General features: G+C 71.6%; 17 protein-coding genes and 1 pseudogene. 11 read left to right on the top strand and 7 right to left on the bottom strand.

Annotated features, from left to right (window positions below):
- The first annotated feature begins 159 nt into the window (after positions 1-159).
- Together ACFYM2_RS07325 and ACFYM2_RS07330 are read left to right on the top strand one after the other, a co-directional pair.
- Complete coding sequence (locus ACFYM2_RS07325) at positions 160-1344, top strand: helix-turn-helix transcriptional regulator (RefSeq protein ID WP_359006631.1); 1185 nt, start codon at positions 160-162, stop codon at positions 1342-1344.
- A 252-nt stretch (positions 1345-1596) separates the two neighbouring features.
- A complete protein-coding gene (locus tag ACFYM2_RS07330) occupies positions 1597-2067 on the top strand; it encodes a hypothetical protein (protein ID WP_359006628.1) in 471 nt (156 codons plus the stop codon).
- 289 nt (positions 2068-2356) lie between these two features.
- Here ACFYM2_RS07330 and ACFYM2_RS07335 read toward each other — a convergent pair whose 3' ends face one another.
- Positions 2357-2665: a hypothetical protein gene (locus tag ACFYM2_RS07335; RefSeq protein WP_388834095.1), complete on the bottom strand. Its 309-nt coding sequence runs from the start codon at positions 2663-2665 to the stop codon at positions 2357-2359.
- A gap of 148 nt (positions 2666-2813) precedes the next feature.
- Here ACFYM2_RS07335 and ACFYM2_RS07340 point away from each other — a divergent pair, with 148 nt between their 5' ends.
- The 4 genes from ACFYM2_RS07340 to ACFYM2_RS07355 all read left to right on the top strand — a co-directional run bounded on the left by ACFYM2_RS07340 (position 2814) and on the right by ACFYM2_RS07355 (position 5437).
- Positions 2814-3371: a YciI family protein gene (locus tag ACFYM2_RS07340; protein ID WP_388834098.1), complete on the top strand. Its 558-nt coding sequence runs from the start codon at positions 2814-2816 to the stop codon at positions 3369-3371.
- A gap of 128 nt (positions 3372-3499) precedes the next feature.
- A complete protein-coding gene (locus ACFYM2_RS07345) occupies positions 3500-4141 on the top strand; it encodes an HAD family hydrolase (protein WP_388834101.1) in 642 nt (213 codons plus the stop codon).
- Between the two features lie 151 nt (positions 4142-4292).
- On the top strand, positions 4293-5072 hold the full coding sequence (locus tag ACFYM2_RS07350; protein ID WP_388834104.1) for a serine hydrolase domain-containing protein: 780 nt from the start codon (positions 4293-4295) through the stop codon (positions 5070-5072).
- Positions 5069-5437, top strand: a complete 369-nt coding sequence (locus ACFYM2_RS07355; RefSeq protein ID WP_388834107.1) for a hypothetical protein — start codon at positions 5069-5071, stop codon at positions 5435-5437. Before ACFYM2_RS07350 ends, ACFYM2_RS07355 begins: the two co-directional genes overlap by 4 nt.
- 186 nt (positions 5438-5623) lie before the next feature.
- On the opposite strand, the gene ACFYM2_RS07360 is transcribed toward ACFYM2_RS07355, so the two are convergent.
- The gene (locus tag ACFYM2_RS07360) at positions 5624-5845 is read right to left on the bottom strand and encodes a hypothetical protein (RefSeq protein WP_100579962.1); all 222 of its coding nucleotides are present in this window, start codon (positions 5843-5845) and stop codon (positions 5624-5626) included.
- A 162-nt stretch (positions 5846-6007) separates the two neighbouring features.
- On the opposite strand from ACFYM2_RS07360, the gene ACFYM2_RS07365 reads away from it, so the two are divergent.
- Positions 6008-6802, top strand: a complete 795-nt coding sequence (locus tag ACFYM2_RS07365) for an ArsR/SmtB family transcription factor (protein WP_388834259.1) — start codon at positions 6008-6010, stop codon at positions 6800-6802.
- Positions 6803-6869: 67 nt separating this feature from the next.
- Here ACFYM2_RS07365 and gcl read toward each other — a convergent pair whose 3' ends face one another.
- Positions 6870-8651: a glyoxylate carboligase gene (gene gcl / locus ACFYM2_RS07370; protein WP_388834262.1), complete on the bottom strand. Its 1782-nt coding sequence runs from the start codon at positions 8649-8651 to the stop codon at positions 6870-6872.
- Positions 8652-8949: 298 nt separating this feature from the next.
- On the opposite strand from gcl, the gene ACFYM2_RS07375 reads away from it, so the two are divergent.
- The gene (locus ACFYM2_RS07375; protein WP_388834110.1) at positions 8950-9657 is read left to right on the top strand and encodes a hypothetical protein; all 708 of its coding nucleotides are present in this window, start codon (positions 8950-8952) and stop codon (positions 9655-9657) included.
- Between the two features lie 21 nt (positions 9658-9678).
- On the opposite strand, the gene ACFYM2_RS07380 is transcribed toward ACFYM2_RS07375, so the two are convergent.
- From ACFYM2_RS07380 to ACFYM2_RS07390, 3 genes are all read right to left on the bottom strand, one after another.
- A complete protein-coding gene (locus ACFYM2_RS07380; RefSeq protein WP_388834114.1) occupies positions 9679-11286 on the bottom strand; it encodes an AMP-binding protein in 1608 nt (535 codons plus the stop codon).
- Positions 11287-11422: 136 nt separating this feature from the next.
- Entirely contained in the window at positions 11423-12964 is a 1542-nt protein-coding gene (locus ACFYM2_RS07385) for an AMP-binding protein (RefSeq protein ID WP_359006605.1), read from the bottom strand.
- 136 nt (positions 12965-13100) lie between these two features.
- Positions 13101-13913 carry a helix-turn-helix domain-containing protein gene (locus ACFYM2_RS07390; protein ID WP_388834117.1) on the bottom strand — a complete coding sequence of 271 codons (813 nt, stop codon included), beginning with the start codon at positions 13911-13913 and terminating at the stop codon, positions 13101-13103.
- Positions 13914-13976: 63 nt separating this feature from the next.
- On the opposite strand from ACFYM2_RS07390, the gene ACFYM2_RS07395 reads away from it, so the two are divergent.
- Entirely contained in the window at positions 13977-15251 is a 1275-nt protein-coding gene (locus tag ACFYM2_RS07395) for an MFS transporter (RefSeq protein ID WP_388834120.1), read from the top strand.
- 56 nt (positions 15252-15307) lie between these two features.
- On the opposite strand, the gene ACFYM2_RS07400 is transcribed toward ACFYM2_RS07395, so the two are convergent.
- Positions 15308-16003, bottom strand: coding sequence for an SDR family NAD(P)-dependent oxidoreductase (locus ACFYM2_RS07400; protein ID WP_359006596.1), 696 nt, complete (start codon positions 16001-16003; stop codon positions 15308-15310).
- Positions 16004-16106: 103 nt separating this feature from the next.
- On the opposite strand from ACFYM2_RS07400, the gene ACFYM2_RS07405 reads away from it, so the two are divergent.
- Positions 16107-16985 carry a helix-turn-helix transcriptional regulator gene (locus tag ACFYM2_RS07405; RefSeq protein WP_359006593.1) on the top strand — a complete coding sequence of 293 codons (879 nt, stop codon included), beginning with the start codon at positions 16107-16109 and terminating at the stop codon, positions 16983-16985.
- A gap of 367 nt (positions 16986-17352) precedes the next feature.
- Positions 17353-18060, top strand: a pseudogene (locus ACFYM2_RS07410) (LysE family translocator).
- Positions 18061-18190: the final 130 nt, after the last annotated feature.

Raw genomic sequence — 18190 nt, forward strand, 5'->3', positions numbered from 1 at the left:
CACACCTCCCAGCCAGGGCGCCGGGTTCGGCTTACGGTCCCGAACCGGGCGCCCGATGATCAGCCGATGACCTGCGGAAACGCAGGCATCGGCTGATCTTTTCCATGCGGAAGCCCCCCGCGAGTACCGTTCTGGTGTCGAGTCAGAACGGAGTTCAGTGTGCACGCTCTGCCCCATGACCACACCGGCGCTCGCATCAAGCGATTGCGCCTCGAACGCCACCTCACCCAAAGGGCCCTGTCGGACCTCTCCCTCGTCCCGTACAGCACCCTGTCCAAGACCGAACAAGGCGTCATCCCTGCCAGCCCGTACGTCATCAGCGCCGTGGCCCGGGCGCTGCGCGTTGACATCGCCTCTGTGACTGGCCAGCCCTACGTGACCGAGCTCCGCGCCGATGAGCTGGACGTCCTGATAAGGCCCATCCGGGAAGCGCTCGACGTCTACGATCTCGGCGCCGACCCTGACATCCGGCCCCGCGATCGTCCCCTCCTGGCCCGCGACGCCGAGGCGCTTCTCGTCTCCGTCCGCGCAGGCGAGATCAAGCAGGTCGCGGCCGACCTCCCGGGGCTGATCCAGGAGGCGACGACCGCGGCGCACCTTGCCCCGGGCCGCGAGACGTGGCTCCTCCTCGCCAGCACCTACCGCACCGCGTACGACGTCGCGAGCAAACTGGGGTTCTACGACCTCGCGACGATCGCCCTGGCCCGCATGGACTGGGCCGCGCAGCGCGGCTCGGACCCGGTGGTCGGCGGCATGTACCGGTACATGCGGGCCCTGACCTATCTGCGGGACGGCCAGTACCGCACCGGGGAACGCCTCGTGAAGCTCGGCATGTCCACCCTTGAGCAGGCCGATCCGGGCCGCGAGCGAGACGTCGTGACCGGGCAACTCCACCTCGGAGCGGCCGTCATGGCGGGGCGCTCGAAGGACGAGACCCGCGCGGTTGGCCACCTCAACGAGGCGGACCGGCTGGCGTCGTCCACGGGCGAGGCGGTCAACGTGCACTGGCTGGCCTTCGGCCCGACGAACGTCAGTGTCCACAGGGTCAGCGTTCTCGCTGAGCTGGACCAGTACGGAGACGCCACGCAGGCGGCACAGGGGCTGACGATCCCCAGTGACTGGCCGGCGTCGCGTCGCAGCCACCACTACGCAGAGGTGGCGCGCGCGCAGATGTGGACGGGCGCCCTCGATGACTCGTTCCGTAATCTCCTGCGCGCCCGGAAAGCGGCGCCGCAGCAGGCGCGCTACCACCCGACGGTGCGAGAGACCTATGCCGGGCTTGAGGCCGCCCGACGACAGCTGCCCGACTCGTTTCTGTCGTATGGCTCCTGGCTGGGTGCCTGACGGACCGTCAACCCCTGGCCCCGGCTATCAACTTGTCATGATAGTCGGGGCCTTGTCATGGGTGGAACCTGTCGTCACCAGCCCCGATGACATGGAGTCGACCATGCTCACGCGCCTTACCGCTGGCAATCCCGAGCGCCGCCGCACCGTCGCGGACGCCGCCGCTGGACTGCCCGTGCCGCTCCCGCAGTACCCCGCAACGCACCCGGCCTTGGCGAGGTCCGACACCCGATGACCACCATTTCCAGCGCCGTGCGAAACGCCACAGCCGCCTGGCTGGCAGCCAGCCTCAACCGTCCCGCCGACGCCTACACCCAGTGGGCCGACCGCCGCCTCGCCGTCCTCGCGCTCGGCCGCCGGTTCTGCGCGTTCCGCCTCGCCGACGAACTCGTCCACGCCGCAGGCAACGCCACCGGGTTCCCCACCCCCACGACCATCCTGCGCACCCTCGCCGGCCCCGTCATCCACGACCCCCGAGGCCGCCGCTACTACGCCCTCCTGCCACCCGCCCCACCCGGCCCGGACCACGGCCCCCACGCGACATACCTCGGCCTCGGCCACTACATCGGCGTACCGCGAGTCGGCGAAGACCAGCACACCGACACATGGTCCAGCTACTGGGCCATCCCCATGTCCGCACCCGGCACCCTGTGCGACCCGAACCGCGTCCTGAGACTCATCCGCGCCGGCACGGCCGCACTCGACGAGGAGACCGACGCGTGACGGCCACGCGGACTTACGTCACACCCGAGTGCCGTGAAGCGCGCAACCTCTCCTGGAAGGACGGCCACTTACTCTGTCCCGGCCCCGCCGAAGTGCGGCTGTCACCGAGCACCGTACCGATCGAGCGCCTTACGTGCGGTTGTGCTTGCCACGGCACGCCCACGGTTCCGTCCGCGAGGGGCGGCCCCGCCACACTGGCGCCGTGAGCAGCACGCTTGAAGAACGGCTGCCCCGGACGCGGCGGCAAGTCGTACGGCCCGCGAGGGGCACGCCGATCGCGTCGGCGGCATCACCGCGTCCCGGCGCCCGGCTCCGCCAGCATGTCGTCCACGAGCAACAGGCGGGTCTCCGGGTGGCGTTCGGCGATCGCGTCGCTCATCATGGCCGCCCCCTCGGGATCGGGCATCGCGCACCGGTCGCGGCTGGCCTCGTCGGGCCAGCGCGCGTAGGCGACCCACGTACCGTCGTCCGCTTGGTGCAGCCGCGAGCCGTAACTGCCGCAGCGTTCCAGGATCGCCTCGGTCACGCGGTGCCAACCGTCCACGAACTGCCGCTCTCTGCCCTGCTTGAGGTCCCAGCGGTAGATGACCGCGAACATCGCGGATTCCTCTCCTCGTCCCGGCCCATTTCTTGATCACGACAGTAGACGACGGCGGCGCGGGACATCCGGGCGCGCGTGTCCCGCTGCATCCCGCGCGCGCAAACCCCGTTGCTCTGCGGGCCCGGCTGCGGAAGAGTCCCTGGTCATGGAGTTCTTCTGTTACCACCGGGACCGGCCGGGCTCGCTCTCTCTGCGTGCCGAGCTGCTTGAGGAGCACTGGTCCTACATGGACCAGTACGCCGACGAGATGATCGCCCGGGGCCCCACCCTGTCCGACGACGGCGAGACGCCCACGGGCAGCGTGCACATCATCGACCTGCCCGACGCCGCCACCGCCCGCGCGTTCGTCTTCGACGAGCCGGGATACCAGGCCGGGGTCTACCGGGACGTACAGCTGCGGCGCTGGCGCAACCTGCTTGGGCGCACCATGTGGGACTTTCCCGGCGGCCGCGTGGACGGGGACAGGTTCCTGGTGCTCGGCCTCGGCGGCGACGGCACCGACGCCGCCGACGGGCTCACCCTGCCCGCCGACACGGACGAGCTGATCGCGTTCGGCCCGCTGCTCTCCGACGACGGCGCGACCCACCTCGGCGCGGCGGCCCTCGTGCGGGCACCCGACCCGGACACGGCCCGCGCCGTCCTCGCCCCGGACCGGTACGCCGTCGTGGAGGTCCACCGCTGGCAGTTCGGCGGGCGGCAGTGATCCGACGGTGACCGGCCCTGACCGCCGCGCCCACGGGCGCCCCACCGCGCGGAACGGACAACACCGCGCACCCCGAAGTGGCGTCGTCCCCGGCATATGCGCAGGCGAGCGCCTAGGATCGCCCCACGATGATTGAGACGATCGTGCTCGACATGGGCGAAACGCTGGTACGCGACGACCGCTACTGGGCATCCTGGGCCGACTGGATCGGCGTGCCCCGGCATACCCTCTCCGTCCTGGTGGGGGCGGTCGTCACGCAGGGCCGCGACCCGGCGGACGCGCTGCGCATACTCAAGCCCGGCATGGACGTGCGCGAGGCGTATCTGGCCCGGGAGGCCTCGGGCCGAGGCGAGCACCTGGACGAGACCGACCTGTACGACGACGTGCGGCCCGCCCTGGGCGGCTTGCGCAAACTCGGCGCCCGGGTCGTCGTCGCCGGGAACAAGTCGGCCCGGGCCGGCGAGCTCCTGCGCGGTCTCGATCTGCCCGCCGACCTGGTCGCCACCTCCGAGGAGTGGGGCGTCGCCAAGCCGGAGCCCGCGTTCTTCGAGCGGGTTCTGGAGGCGTCCGGGAGCGGCCCGCACGAGACCGTGTACGTGGGCTCCCACCCCGTGCACGACGTGTATCCCGCCAAGGCGGCCGGGCTGCGCGTGGCGCATCTGCGGCGCGGCCCGTGGGGACACTGGTGGGCCGAGGACCCCGAGGTGGTCGCCGCGGCCGACTGGCGGCTCGACTCCCTGACCCAGCTGGCGTCCATCCTCGGCGACTGACACCGACACCGGCCGCGCTCTGACGGCTCGTCACCATCTGTTCAGCGGCGGCGAGTTGGCCGCGTCGACGCGGCCGGGGTGGGGACAGCCCCCGCACCGGGCCGGGTGTCGGCCGGATGGGCGTCCGGCACGCGCTCAGGCACGCTGGGCCGTGGCGCTGTGGGCGGGACTGTGCGCGGTGGCCGTGGCGGGAACCGGCCCCGCGACCGCCGGTGAGCGGATTCCGGGACCGCCGCCCGCCGGGCTCCAGCAGGCCCTGGAGCAGAGCGTCGCGGACGGATTCCCGGGCGCCGTGGCGTACGCCAGACGAGGAGAGCGGGAGTCGCGGCTGGCGGCGGGGCTCGCGGACACGGCGACCGGCGAGCGCGCCCGGCCGGACCAGCGGTTCAGGATCGCCAGCAACACCAAATCGTTCGTGTCGGCCGTGCTGTTGCAGCTGGAGGGCGAAGGGCGGCTCTCGCTGGACGACAGCGTGGAGAAGTGGCTTCCCGGCGTGGTCCGGGGCAACGGCAACGACGGCCGGGCCATCGCCGTGCGCCAACTGCTCTCGCACACCTCCGGCATCTACGACCCCACCACCGAGCCCGCGTTCTTCGCGCCGTATCTGGAGCGCCACCAGTGGGGCCACGTCTACCCGCCGCGCGAGGTGGTCGCCCGCGCCGTCCGGCACAAGCCGCTGTTCGCGCCGGGCACCGGATGGTCGTACTCGAACACGAACTACCTGCTGGCCGGCCTGGTGATCGAGGCCGTCACCCACCGGGCCGCCTCCGTCGAGATCCAGCGGCGCGTCCTCGCCCCGCTCGGCCTCAAGGACACCTCATTCCCCCTGACCGACCCGGACATCCACGGCCCCCATCTGCACGGGTACGACCTTTCGGGGCGCGATGTGACCAGGTTCAGCCCGTCCTACGCTGGACGGCGGGCGCCATGATCTCCACGGTCGACGATCTGGCCCGCTTCCACCGGGCCCTGTACACGGGTGAGCTGCTGCGCCCCGCACAGCAGCGCGAACTTCTGACCACGGTGCGCTTCCCGGACGCACCGGCGTACGGGCTCGGGGTGCAGCGCATGGAGGTGTCCTGCGGGCCGGGCGCCACGTCAGCGCCGGTCGTGGTGCGGGAGGCCGACGGGGGCGGGCCGGGGTTCACCAGCGCGTCCCTGATCACCGCCGACGGTGAGCGGCAGCTGGTGCTCGCGGTCAACGTCTACGATCTCGGCGCGGACCTGAGAGGCGATCCGCCCGTCCCGCGCGGCACAGGCCCGCTCGCGGCACAGCGGGCGGCCCTGTGCGGCTGAACGGGGTCGCCGGCGGCAGGAGGCGCGGCGCGGGCCGCACGTGAGGTTCACCCGGACGGGCAGCCCCGCACGGCGTCGCGCCTCGTCACACCTCGTGCGCCGACCGCGTCCTCAACGGCACGGAAAACGCCCCCGGTCCGGGCCACGACTGCGGTCCGGACCGGGGCATTTTTTGGGGCGGCGGGGCTAGAGCTTGTCCATGCGGGTGTACGGGCTGACGATTCGGGCCTGGCGGGAGCCGAAGTCGACGAGCATCGCGACGCCGTCCTCGACCCCAATGATGGTGCCCAGGCCGAACTGGTCGTGTGTGACCCGGTCTCCCAGGACGAAGTGCTTGGCCGCCGGGGCGTCCGGGGCTTTGAAGGGGCTGGTGGGCAGGTGGCGCCGGGGCGCGGATGGCTTCGTCATCGTCACCCCAGTATGCGCTGTCGAAGGGCCCCAGGGGCAGGCCCGTCGGATGACGATGGGGAATCGATCCGGCCCACGCCTTCGCCCGCAACGCGTACCGGTGCGAAAATCGTCACGAATTGAAACGCAACCGTGAGGTTGCCCGAGGGCCCGGAGGCGATGATGGACGACGTCTTCAGGGCGCTGGCCGACGCCAGCCGGCGCCGGCTGCTCGACCGGCTGCGGACGCGCGACGGACAGAGCCTGCGGGAGCTGTGCGACGGGCTCGCGATGTCGCGGCAGGCGGTGAGCAAGCACCTGGCGGTACTGGAGGCGGCGCGCCTGGTCTCCTCGGTCCGGCACGGCCGCGAGAAGCTGCACCACCTCGATCCGGGCCCGATACGGGAGCTGTCCGAGCGCTGGATCGGCAAGTACGAGCGCGACCGGCCCCAGGACCGCCCGAGCGGCCCGGAGAAGGAACTCACCGGGGGCGGGCCCGAGTTCACGTACGCCCTCTACATTCGGACCACCCCCGAACGCCTCTACGCGGCCCTGACGGACGCCGAGTTCGCCCGGCGGTACTTCGGCGGCGGGGGCCCCATGTCGGTGTGGCGGGTGGGCTCGCCCGTGCTGTGGAGGACGGGGCCCGAGGGAACGTACGAGGACCTGGATCAGGTCGTCCTCGACGCGGATCCGGGACGGCGGCTCGCGTACACCTGGCACGGGCTTCAGCCGACGCATCGTCAACTCCGTGCCAGCGTGCCAGAGTTCGAACGCGCACGGCAGGAGCGGTCCCGGGTGGCCTTCGACATCGAGCCGGCCGATCCGGCCTTCCCCGGCGTGCGGCTGACGCTCACCCACGACGGATTCGACAGCCCGGACAGCGACGTGCTCAAGGGTGTCGGCGACGGCTGGGTGATGATCCTCTCCACCCTGAAGACGCTCATCGAACAGGAGGACACGGGCGCGAGCGCCTGATCCCCCGCATGCGTCCGGCCCCCGCTCCCCAGTGCGGGGGAACGGGGGCCGGACCGTTTCGGGTGGCTCAGGAAGCCGTCAGGGGGCGGATGGCCGTCGGGGCGTGGCCCGGCTCGGTGGCCAGCTCCTCGAACTCGCTGATGTCACTGATGTCGTTGGTGCGGCTCATCGAGATGTTCGTGATCCGCTCCAGGATCGCCTCGACGACGACCGGGACGCGGAACTCGGCGGCCAGCTTCTTGGCCTCCTCGAACGCGGGCAGCAGCTGGTCCGGCTCGGTGACCCGGATCGCCTTGCAGCCCAGGCCCTCGACGACCTTGACGTGATCGACGCCGTAGACGCCCAGCTCCGGGGAGTTGATGTTCTCGAACTCCAGGTTGACCTGGAAGTTGATGTCCAGGCCGATCTGCGCCTGCCGGATCAGACCCAGGTAGGCGTTGTTCACGAGAACGTGGACGTAGGGGATCTTGTGCTGCGCGCCGACCGCCAGCTCCTCCAGCATGAACTGGAAGTCGTAGTCGCCGGACAGCGCGACGACCGGGACCTCGGGGTCGGCGGTCGCGGCGCCGAGCGCGGCCGGGATGGTCCAGCCGAGCGGGCCCGCCTGGCCGCAGTTGATCCAGTTGCGCGGCTTGTAGACGTGCAGCATCTGCGCGCCGGCGATCTGGGAGAGGCCGATGGTGGTGACGTAGCGCGTCTCCGGGCCGAAGGCCTTGTTCATCTCCTCGTAGACCCGCTGCGGCTTCATCGGCACGTTGTCGAAGTGCGTACGCCGCTGGAGCGTGGACTTGCGCTCCAGGTGGGAGGCGACCCACGCCGAGCGGTCGGGCAGCCTGCCCGCGGCCTTGAGCTCCTTGGCGACCTCGACGAACAGCTCAAGAGCGGCCTTGGCGTCGGAGGCGATCCCGTAGTCCGGCGCGAAGATCTTGCCGATCTGGGTGGGCTCGATGTCGACGTGGACGAACGTGCGGCCCTGGGTGTAGACGTCGAGCTTGTAGCCGGTGTGACGGTTGGCCCAGCGGTTGCCGATGCCGAGGACGAAGTCCGACTCCAGGAACGTGGCGTTGCCGTAACGGTGCGAGGTCTGAAGGCCCACCATGCCGGCGTTCAGCTCGTGGTCGTCGGCGATGGCGCCCCAGCCCATGAGGGTGGGGATGACCGGGGTGTTGGTGATCTCGGCGAACTCGACCAGGAGGTCGGAGGCGTCCGCGTTGATGATGCCGCCGCCGGCGACGATCAGCGGGCGCTCGGACTCCAGCAGGAAGGTGATGGCCTTCTCGATCTGGGCGCGGCTCGCGGCGGGCTTGTAGACCGGCAGCGGCGTGTAGGTCTCGGGGTCGAACTCGATCTCGGTGAGCTGCACGTCGATCGGCAGGTCGATGAGGACCGGGCCGGGACGGCCGGAGCGCATCAGGTGGAAGGCCTGCTGGAAGACGCCGGGGACCTGGGCTGCCTCCAGGACGGTCGTCGCGGCCTTGGTGACCGGCCCGGCGATCGAGGCGATGTCGACCGCCTGGAAGTCCTCCTTGTGGATCACCGCGACCGGGGCCTGGCCGGTGATGCACAGGATCGGGATCGAGTCGCCGATCGCGGAGTACAGACCGGTGATCATGTCGGTGCCCGCAGGACCCGACGTGCCGATGCAGACACCGATGTTGCCCGGGTTGGAGCGCGTGTATCCCTCCGCCATGTGGGAGGCGCCTTCGACGTGGCGGGCGAGCGTGTGGTCGATGCCACCGCCCTCCTTGAGCGCCTTGTAGAAGGGGTTGATCGCTGCGCCCGGCACACCGAAGGCGTGGCTGACGCCTTCGCGCTTGAGGATCTCAACTGCCGCTCGGGCAGCGGTCATACGAGGCATGGGGTGCTCCTGCTTCGGCCGGCGGAGTGGACTCTGGCGCGCCGCCTGACCGCGCCGCCTACGAGCCCTTTTCCGTAATGCGGAAGTGTCATTCTGCTATGTGGAAGCAATGTAGGACGGCTTCGGCGGCGCGTCAAGGGAGGGCCGGGATGTGCGAATGAGCCACACGGCGGTCGCGGTTGGGGGACGATGGACCGCGAGGCCCCGGGACGGCTGCCGAGTCCACCGGGGCTTCGTCCGGCGTGGAACGGGGGCCCCGGACGGGGTCGCGTCGTGGAGGTGGGGGCGGATGAACGGCCAGGGCGTACCGGTGCGCTGTCCGGCCTGCGGGCGGGACCACGTCTATGTGCCGCCCGCCTACCCGTGCGCCTGCGGGACGCCGCTGGCGCCCCCCATCCAGCGCGGCGCCCCGCCCTCCCCGATCACCTACCGCACCTGGACGGACACCTGGGTCACCGTCCGCTGCCGGGCGTGCGACCGGCAGAGCCAATGGCCCCAGCCCGAGCTGGGCTGCTCCTGCGGCACGGTCCTGAAGGTGCCGGTGCGCCCGGTGACGGCGCCCGCCACGGCCCCGGCGCCCGCGCCGACGGCACCACCGCCTACGGGCGCCCGGCGGCGCGGGGCGTTCCGGCCGCGCACGATCCGTACCGCGCGGGACACGGTGACCGCGGCCGCGCTCTATCTGAGCTGGCTCGGCTTTCGCGACCTGCTCCGGGCGGAACGCCGCCCGGTCTCCGGCATCGACCTGCGCGGCCGCGGTCTGGTGGCCCGGGTGGACCCGACGACGCGGCCGGCCTCACCGAGGGCGGTCGAATGCCTGTGGCTGCACGCCATGACCGCGTCCGCGCGCGGCGTCCACTTCTCGCTCGCGGGGTACACCGAGGACGCCCGTGAGCGCGCCGACGCCCTCCACGTCCCGCTGTTCGTGCTCGACCTGACGGGGACGCCCTCGCCGGTGAACGAGGCGGCCCGGGAGCTGGTGCTCGCGGGCGCCTAGCCTGATCGCGCTCTCGGGCCGTCAGGCGCCGTAGCCCTGTCTCAGCTCCACCTTGCGCACCTTGCCGCTGACGGTCATCGGGAAGGCGTCCAGGATCCGCAGATGGCGGGGGATCTTGTAGTGGGCCAGCTGTTCGCGGCAGTACGCGGTCAGCTCCTCCAGGGTGGGCGGGTCACCGGGGTCGCGCGGGATGACGCAGGCCAGGATCTCCTCGCCGTACCGCTCGTCGGGGACCCCCACCACCTGCACGTCCATGACCTTGGGGTACCCGTACAGGAACTCCTCGATCTCGCGCGGATACACGTTCTCGCCACCCCGGATGATCATGTCCTTGATCCGGCCGACGATCTCGACGTACCCGTCCTCGCGCATCACCGCCAGGTCGCCGGTGTGCATCCAGCGGCCCTCGTCGATGGCCTCGGCGGTCTGCTCCGGCTCGTCCCAGTAGCCCAGCATCACGCTGTAGCCGCGCGTACGCAGCTCGCCCGGCTCGCCGCGCGGGACGGTGACGCCGGTGGCGGGGTCGACGACCTTCACCTCCACATGCGGCATGACGCGCCCCACCGTGCCGGTGCGCCGCTCCAGGTCGTCGTCGGTACGCGTCTGCGTGGACACCGGGGACGTCTCGGTCATGCCGTAGGCGATGGACACCTGCCCCATGTGCATCTCGGCGACCACCCGTTTCATCGTCTCCGCCGGGCACGGCGAGCCCGCCATGATCCCGGTGCGCAGCGAGGACAGGTCGTAGCCGGCGAAACCGGGCAGGTTCAGCTCCGCGATGAACATGGTGGGCACCCCGTACAGCGAGGTGCACCGCTCCGCCTCGACGGCGCGCAGCGTCGCCCCGGGGTCGAAGGAGGGCGCCGGGATCACGACGCAGGCACCGTGCGAGGTGGCCGCGAGGTTCGCCATCACCATGCCGAAGCAGTGGTAGAAGGGCACGGGCACGCAGATCCGGTCGACCTCGGTGTAACCCAGCAACTCCCCCACGAAATAACCGTTGTTGAGGACGTTGTGATGGGAGAGGGTGGCTCCCTTCGGGAAGCCCGTCGTGCCCGAGGTGTACTGGATGTTGACCGCGTCGTCACAGGACAGCCGCGCCTCGCGGGCCGCCAGTTCCTCGCGCGCGACCCCGGCGCCGCCGGCCATCAGGACGTCCCAGCCCTCGTCACCGATGTAGACGGTCCGGCGCAGCGCCGGGCACGTGCCGCGCACCTGCTCCACCATCGCCCGGTAGTCGCTCGACTTGTGGGACAGCGAGGCGACCAGGACCGACACCCCGGCCTGGCGCAGCACATACGCCAACTCGTGAGCGCGGTAAGCCGGGTTGATGTTGACCAGCACCGCGCCGACGCGCGCCGTCGCGTACTGGACCAGCACCCACTCGGGGCAGTTGACCGCCCAGATGCCGACCCGATCGCCCCGCGCGACCCCGTCCGCGAGCAGCGCGCACGCCAACTGCTCGACGTCCAGGGCGAATTGGGCGTACGTCCAGCGCCGGCCCGACACGAGGTCGACCACTGCTTCGCGCTCACCGTAGGCCGAGACCGCGCGGTCCAGGTTGGCGCCGATCGTGTCGCCGAGCAGGGCGGTGCCGCTCACCCCGTGGGCGTACGAGTAAGTCACCATCGCAGCGTGCCCTCACTTCCCTCACGTGGCCCCCAGCATGCCCCGGCCGCCCCTGACCTGCCTACCCTCACGCGCCGGGGAGATCGTCGGGGCGTATGGGGGCAGGGGGGCAGGGACGGGCAGGGGCCCGGGTGCGTCAGTTGATCCCCCGGTCGAGGCCGGTCCAGTACGGTTCGCGCAGCTTGAACTTCTGGATCTTGCCGGTGGCCGTGCGCGGGATGGCATCGCGGAACTCCACCGTGGTCGGCGCCTTGTAGCGGGCCATCCGCTCCTTGCAGTGCGCGATGAGGTCGGCCTCCGTGACGGCCGCGCCCTCGGCGAGGACCACCAGGGCCTTGATCGTCTCGCCCCACTTCTCGTGCGGCACGCCGATGACGGCGACCTCCGCGACCGCCGGGTGACTGAAGAGCGTGTCCTCCACCTCGATCGAGGACACGTTCTCACCACCGGTGATGATCACGTCCTTCTTGCGGTCCGAGATCGTCAGGCAGCCGTCGCTCGCGTCGATCGCGCCCCCGTCGCCGGTGTGGAACCAGCCGTCCTTGAGCGCCGCCGCGCTCTCCTGCGGCTTCTCCCAGTAGCCGTCGAGCACCACGTTCGAGCGGGCCAGCACCTCGCCCGTCTCGGACACCTTCAACTTGACGCCGAGCGCGGGCACACCGGCCCGCGACAGTTTGCGCGCCCGCTCGTTGGCGGACAGCTTCTCGTCGCCCGGCCGGGCACGGTTCATGGTGAGCAGCGGGGACGTCTCGGTCAGGCCGTAGATTTGCAGGAACTCCCAGCCCAGCTCCTGCTCCATCCGCTGGATCATCCGGCTCGGCGGCGGCGCGCCGGCGCAGACGACCCGTACCCGGTCGCGGCCCGGGATCTCACCGTCCCAGGACGCCGCCGCGTCGAGGACCGCGTTCCACACCGCCGGCGCCCCGCACATCAGAGTCACCCCGTGCTCGTCCACCCGGCGCAGGATCTCCGCCCCGTCCACCTTGCGCAGCACGACCTGTTTCACGCCGAGTCCGGCCATCACATACGGCATGCCCCAGCCGTTGCAGTGGAACATCGGCAGGGTGTGCATGTAGACGTCGCGCTCCCACGTGCGGGTGTGCAGCCCGAAGGTGAGACCGTTGACCCAGATGTTGCGGTGGGTCAGCTGAACTCCCTTGGGGCGCGCGGTGGTTCCCGAGGTGTAGTTGATGGTGGCGGTGGCGTCCTCGTCCGGATGCGACCAGGGGCGCGGCGCGACGTCGAAGCGCATGAGTCCGGATTCGGTCGCCTCGCCCAGCACGAACCGGTGCCGCGCCGTGACGCCGGACAGCGCCCCGTCCACCTCGGGATCCACGAGCAGCACCGACGCGCCGCTCTGGCGCACCACGTACTCGACCTCCTCGGGCTTGAGGCGGAAGTTGACGGGCACGCAGATCCGTCCGCTCATCGGCACCGCGAACAGCAGCTCCAGCAGGCGGGTGGAGTTGTGGCTCACCACCGCGACCCGTTCGCCCTCGGCGACGCCCAGCGCGTCGAACCCCGCCTGCCAGGCGCGGACCCGCTCGGCGAGCCGCCCGTAGGTCAGCGAGGGCACGGGCGGCCCCGGCTGGTCCGGCTCGTCCACGACACCGGCGCTGGAGGCGAACCCCAGCTCCGCCCGGTCGAGGAAGTCCGAGACCGTCATCGGTGTCCGCATCGCTCTTCTCCCCTGCGTCGGCGGATCCCCATCCCCAGCAAGATCCGCATGGTGTGTCCGGGGGAAGTCTGATACCAACCACCGCCGGAAGCGGCCGAAAACCACGAATTGATCGGGGCACCTCAGCCCCCGCGCCTCAGGCCAGCCGGCGCAGGGCCGCTTCAAACGCGGGGCCGTCAGGGAGGTAGGCCAGGAAGTGGTGGCCGGGTTCGTCGACGGCCGCGAGCTTGACGGGACGCAGCCGCAGCTCGCCCGCCACGGGGTGGTGGAAGCGTTTGACGGCCGGGCGGAAGGCGGCGGTCTCGCGCTGTGTGAGCCAGCGCGCGGCGTCCGGGTCCGTCCGGATCGACTCGATGATCTCGGCGTACCTCTGATCGTGGGGCTGCCGGGCCGCCCTGGCCCTGAACTGCCCGAGCAGCGCCCGGGCTTCGGGCTCCCAGTCGGCGAGCAGCGTCCGGCACGGCGGCCAGCGGAACACCAGCCAGAGCATGTTGCGCCGCTTGGGCGGCAGGCGGGCCAGGTCGGTCAGGAGCCCGGCGTAGGAGGTGTTCCACGCCAGCAGGTCCCAGTGCGGATCGATGACCATCGCCGGGTGCGGCACCAGCGCGTCGACCAGCGAGCGCAGGTGCGGCGAGACCCAACTCGCGGGCGCGGCAGGCACGTTGGCGTCGTCCGCGAAGGCAAGCACGTGCGCGGTCTCGGCTGCGTCCAGGCGCAACGCTCGGGCGACGGCGCGCAGCACCTGCTCCGAGGTGCGCACCCGGCCCTGCTCCAGCCACGCGTACCAGGAGGTGCTGATGCCGGCGGACGCGGCGACCTCCGCGCGCCGCAGGCCCGGGGTGCGCCGGCGAGGCGTGACGGGCAGTCCCAGCGCGGCGGGAGCCAGTCGCTCGCGGCGCGAACGGAGGAACGCGCCGAGTTCCACTCGGGGGTCGGATGAGTACGTCACGGTGTGAGTGATGGTAATCGGCTGAGCCCACCTGAACCTCGGCCCCCCTGCTGAGCTGGGAACATGACCAATTCACCGCCCCAAGGCGGGCTCCGCGGCGGCGCCGGGCTGCTCGGCGCCGCCGGTTTCCTCAGCAACTTCGACCGCTTCTCGATCGCGCCGATGCTCGTGCTCATCGGCCCCGCTCTTGGCGTGCCCCTCAGCACGGCCGCGCTCGCCGCGAGTGCGTACACCCTCGGCTACGGCCTGACCCAGCCGGCCTGGGGCATGGCGAGCGACCGGTTCGGAAGGGTGCGGGTGATGCGCGTCTCGCTTGCGGCGGCCGCGCTGGGAGCGCTCTCATCGGCGGCGGCGCCGGGAGCGGCCGCGCTCATCGTGGCGCGGGGCTGCACCGGGGCGTGCTTCGCGGCCGCCATCGCCGGCTCCTTGACGTATGTGGGCGACACGGTCGCGCCGGCCGGCCGCCAGCGCGCCCTGAGCTCCTTGATGACGGCGTTCGCCCTCGGCACCGCGCTGGCGACGGTGGCCGCGGGGGCGCTGGCCCACTGGGTGAGCTGGCGCCTGGTGTTCGCGCTCCCGGGCGTGGTCGCCGGATATCTGGCCCTGGCCCTGCGCCGCCTGCCCGAACCCACGCCCGCTCCCCGCGAGGGCGGCGCGCTGCGCACGGTCCTGCGATCGCGCTGGCAGTGGTACGTGATGGCGGTCGCCCTGCTCGAAGGCGGCGTACTCCTGGGCTGCTTCACCTACCTGCCGCCCGCGCTGGAGTCTCTGGGCACGGCTCCGGCGACGGCGGGTGCGGTGGCGGCGCTGTACGGGGTCGCCGCGATGGGCGGCGCCCAGCTGGTGCGCCGACTGTCCGGACGCCTCGGCCCGGTCGCGCTGATCGTGGCGGGCGGCGCCCAGGTCCTCACCGCGTACGCCGTCGCCGCGCTGCATCCGTCCCTGGTGACCCTGGGCCTGAGCGCGCTGCTCCTGGGCGGCGGGTGGGCGTTCCTGCACTCGACGGTGCAGGCATGGGCGACCCTGCTGGTGCCGAGCGCCCGGGCGAGCGGGATCGCCCTGTTCGGGGTCGCCCTGTACCTGGGCAGCGCCCTGGGCACGGGACTCGCCGCGGGGCCCGCCCAACAGGGCTCATTCCAGGCCCTGTTCGCAGTGGCCGCCGTCCTGACCGTGCCTCTCACCGCGCTGGCGGCGTATGGACGCCGGCGGTACGGGGACAGGGACGGCGGTGCGGGTGGGCCCGGGGACGTGGGGGCCGATGGCCCGGTGAACGCGGGCGGCTCGGTGGGCGCGGGCGGTTCGCTGGGCGCGGGCGAGGCCGGGGGCGTGCCTCGTTGAGAGACGCAGCGTCCGCGCCGGCCCGCAAGCAGGGCGCTGAACGCCGCGCACACGGCTCACCAGGCGAGCGTGCCGTGGCGGTCCCGGAGGGTTCCCGTCGGGCCGTCCGCTCCGATGGTGGCCAGTTCGACGATGGCGTCGGTTCCCTCGGTTACGGTCTGCGGGCCGCTGTGTCCGTTGAAGTCGGTGGCGGTGTAGCCCGGATCGGCCGCGTTCACCTTCACGTCCGGCAAGGACCTCGCGTACTGCGTGGTCAGCATGGTCACGGCGGCCTTCGACGCCGTGTAGAGCGGCGCGATGACCTGCCCCTCGACGCGTCCCGGATCGTGGGTGGCGGCGAAAGACCCCATACCGCTGGACACGTTGACGATGACCGGGTTCGTCGAGGTGCGCAGCAGGGGCAGGAAGGCGTGCGTGACCCGGACGATTCCCACGACGTTGACCTCGAACACCTCGCCGGCGTCAGCGGCCGTGATCCGGTCGGCGGGGTTGTGTGTCCCCAGGACGCCCGCGTTGTTGATCAGGACGTCGATGCCGCCCTCGTGCGCCCTGATGTCGTCGGCGGCCGCTGCCACCGATGCGTCGTCCGTCACGTCGATGCGGACGAAGCGGGCACCGAGTGCGTCGGCGGCCGCCTGGCCGCGCCCCGGATCACGGGCACCGATGAGGACGGTGTGGCCGGCGTCGGTCAAGCGGCGGGCGGTCTCGTACCCGAGGGATTTGTTGGCTCCTGTGATGAACGTTGTCGTCATGCGTCCACTCTCAGCCCGTGACGAGGGGACAACCAGTGCCCCCCGCGACGGTAGGACAGGCAGTACCAGGCACAGCGGCACGCCGGACGGACACAATGGCCCAGTGGACGAGACCCTTGGCGCGGCATTGCGTCGCTGGCGTGACCGGCTTTCTCCCGTCGATGTCGGGCGGGCACCGCGGCCCGGGCGGCGCGCGGCAGGATTGCGGCGCGAGGAACTGGCCGAGCTCGCGGGGCTGTCGGTCGACTATGTGGTGCGGCTGGAGCAAGGGCGTGCCACGAACCCTTCGGCGCAGGTCGTCGCGAGCCTGGCCAGGGCGCTGCAACTGCGGCCGCCGGAGCGCGACTACGCCTACCGGCTGGCCGGCCTCCTTCCACCACAGGAAGGCACGATCTCCACGCACGTCCCCGCCGGGGTCCAACGGATGCTCGCTCGCCTCGGGGAATTCCCCGTGGGCGTGTTCAGCGCCGACTGGACCCTGCTGACCTGGACCCCGGCGTGGGCGGTGCTCATGGGCGACCCGAGCTCACGGACGCACGCCGAGCGGAACCTCGTACGGGCGGCCTTCGCCACCGGGCCGACCGGGCTCACGTCCTGGCCCGTCATCCAGGACGGCGACACCCTGAACACCGCGCTCGTGGCCGATCTGCGCACCGCGCTCCTCAACTATCCCGACGACCGGTCCCTCACCGGACTCGTCGCGGAACTGCGCTCCACCAGTGCGGAGTTCACCCGGCTGTGGGACGAGGGCGCGGTCGGTCCGCACGTCTCGGCCCGCAAGACCGTCCTGCACCCCCAGGCGGGCGAGGTGACATGCGACTGCGACGTGCTCACCGTCCCGGGCAGCGACATCCGCCTCGTCGTCTACACGGTGGCCGCGGGTTCCGCCGATGCGGAAAAGCTGGAGTTCCTACAGGTCACCAGCGGCGTCCGCGTCGGCGGTTCCCCGCCTTCGGGGCCCGGACTGTTCTCGGCGCCGTGACAACCGGACGGGCCGGATCCGGCTCCAGCGCCGTGGGCCGCCGACTGGAGCTCGCGGACGCCGGCGAAGCCAGCCTCGTGGGACGGAACAACAACCAGCGGGGCGCCGAGCGGGGCCCCTGCGTGGCTCGGCGCGAGCAGCAGCCGGTTGGTGCCGGGGCAGAGGGCTGTCGCTGGTGGGTGCGGGGCGCGAGGCCGCGAGGCATCATGGGTGATCACGGGTGATCCCGGGGATGCCGGGTGATGCCCGGTGATCGCTGGTGATCCCGGGTTATAGCCGGCCGCCGCAGCCGGTCGCTGCTGGCTCCAGGGGTCGGGGGAGACCGGGGTCATCCGTGATCTGGGCACGGGCGCACCTGGGAGGTTGCATGGCGTCCGGGGTGTCGACCGATCGCTGCCTCGCCTTCGCCGCGACGTCCCTGCTGGTCATCGCGATCCCGGGCCCGAGCGTGCTGTTCGTGATCGGCCGGGCCCTCGCGCACGCCTGCCGCACCGCGCCGGCGACGGTCCTCGGCAACGTACTCGGCTCCTACATGTTGGTGTGCGCGGTGGCGCTGGGGATCGGCACGCTGGTGGAACGCTCGGCGGCGGTGTTCACGGCGGTGGAACTGGCGGGCGCCGCCTACCTTGTCCTGCTCGGAGCGCAGGCGTACCGGCACCGCAAGGGGATGCGGCTCGGGATGGCATCCCCCGACGGGGCGGCAGCGCCGGTCGGACTGGCCCGACCGGCGCGACCGGCCCGACCGGCCCGCGGTGATCTGCGGACCGTCGCGGACGGCGTCCTGGTCGGCGTCACCAACCCCAAGGGCATCGTGTTCTTCGCGGCGGTGCCGCCGCAGCACGATGCCCTTTCGTGAACCACACGGCGTGACATCTGCCGCGTCCCAGATGCTGCTCCTCGGACTGATCCCCATCACCGTCGGACTGGTCACGGACACGCTGTGGGGTCTGGCGCGGCCGCGGCTCGTGGCTGGTTCGCCCGCTCCGAGCGGCGGCTTTCGACGATCGGCGGCGCGGGGGGCTTCGCGATGATGGGGCTCGGCGTGACGGTCGCGGTGACCGGCCGGGCGGACTGATCTCCGTCCGCCGACACCCACTGGGATGAAATCCGCACGCGTCACACCCCGGCCCGATGGACCGCCGCAGCCCGCCTCTCCCCGCGCCGACCTGCGCCAGGAACGCGTCAAAAACGGGTTCCCCCGGGTC

The sequence above is a fragment of the Streptomyces sp. NPDC006711 genome (genome assembly GCF_042869775.1).
GTDB lineage: Bacteria > Actinomycetota > Actinomycetes > Streptomycetales > Streptomycetaceae > Streptomyces.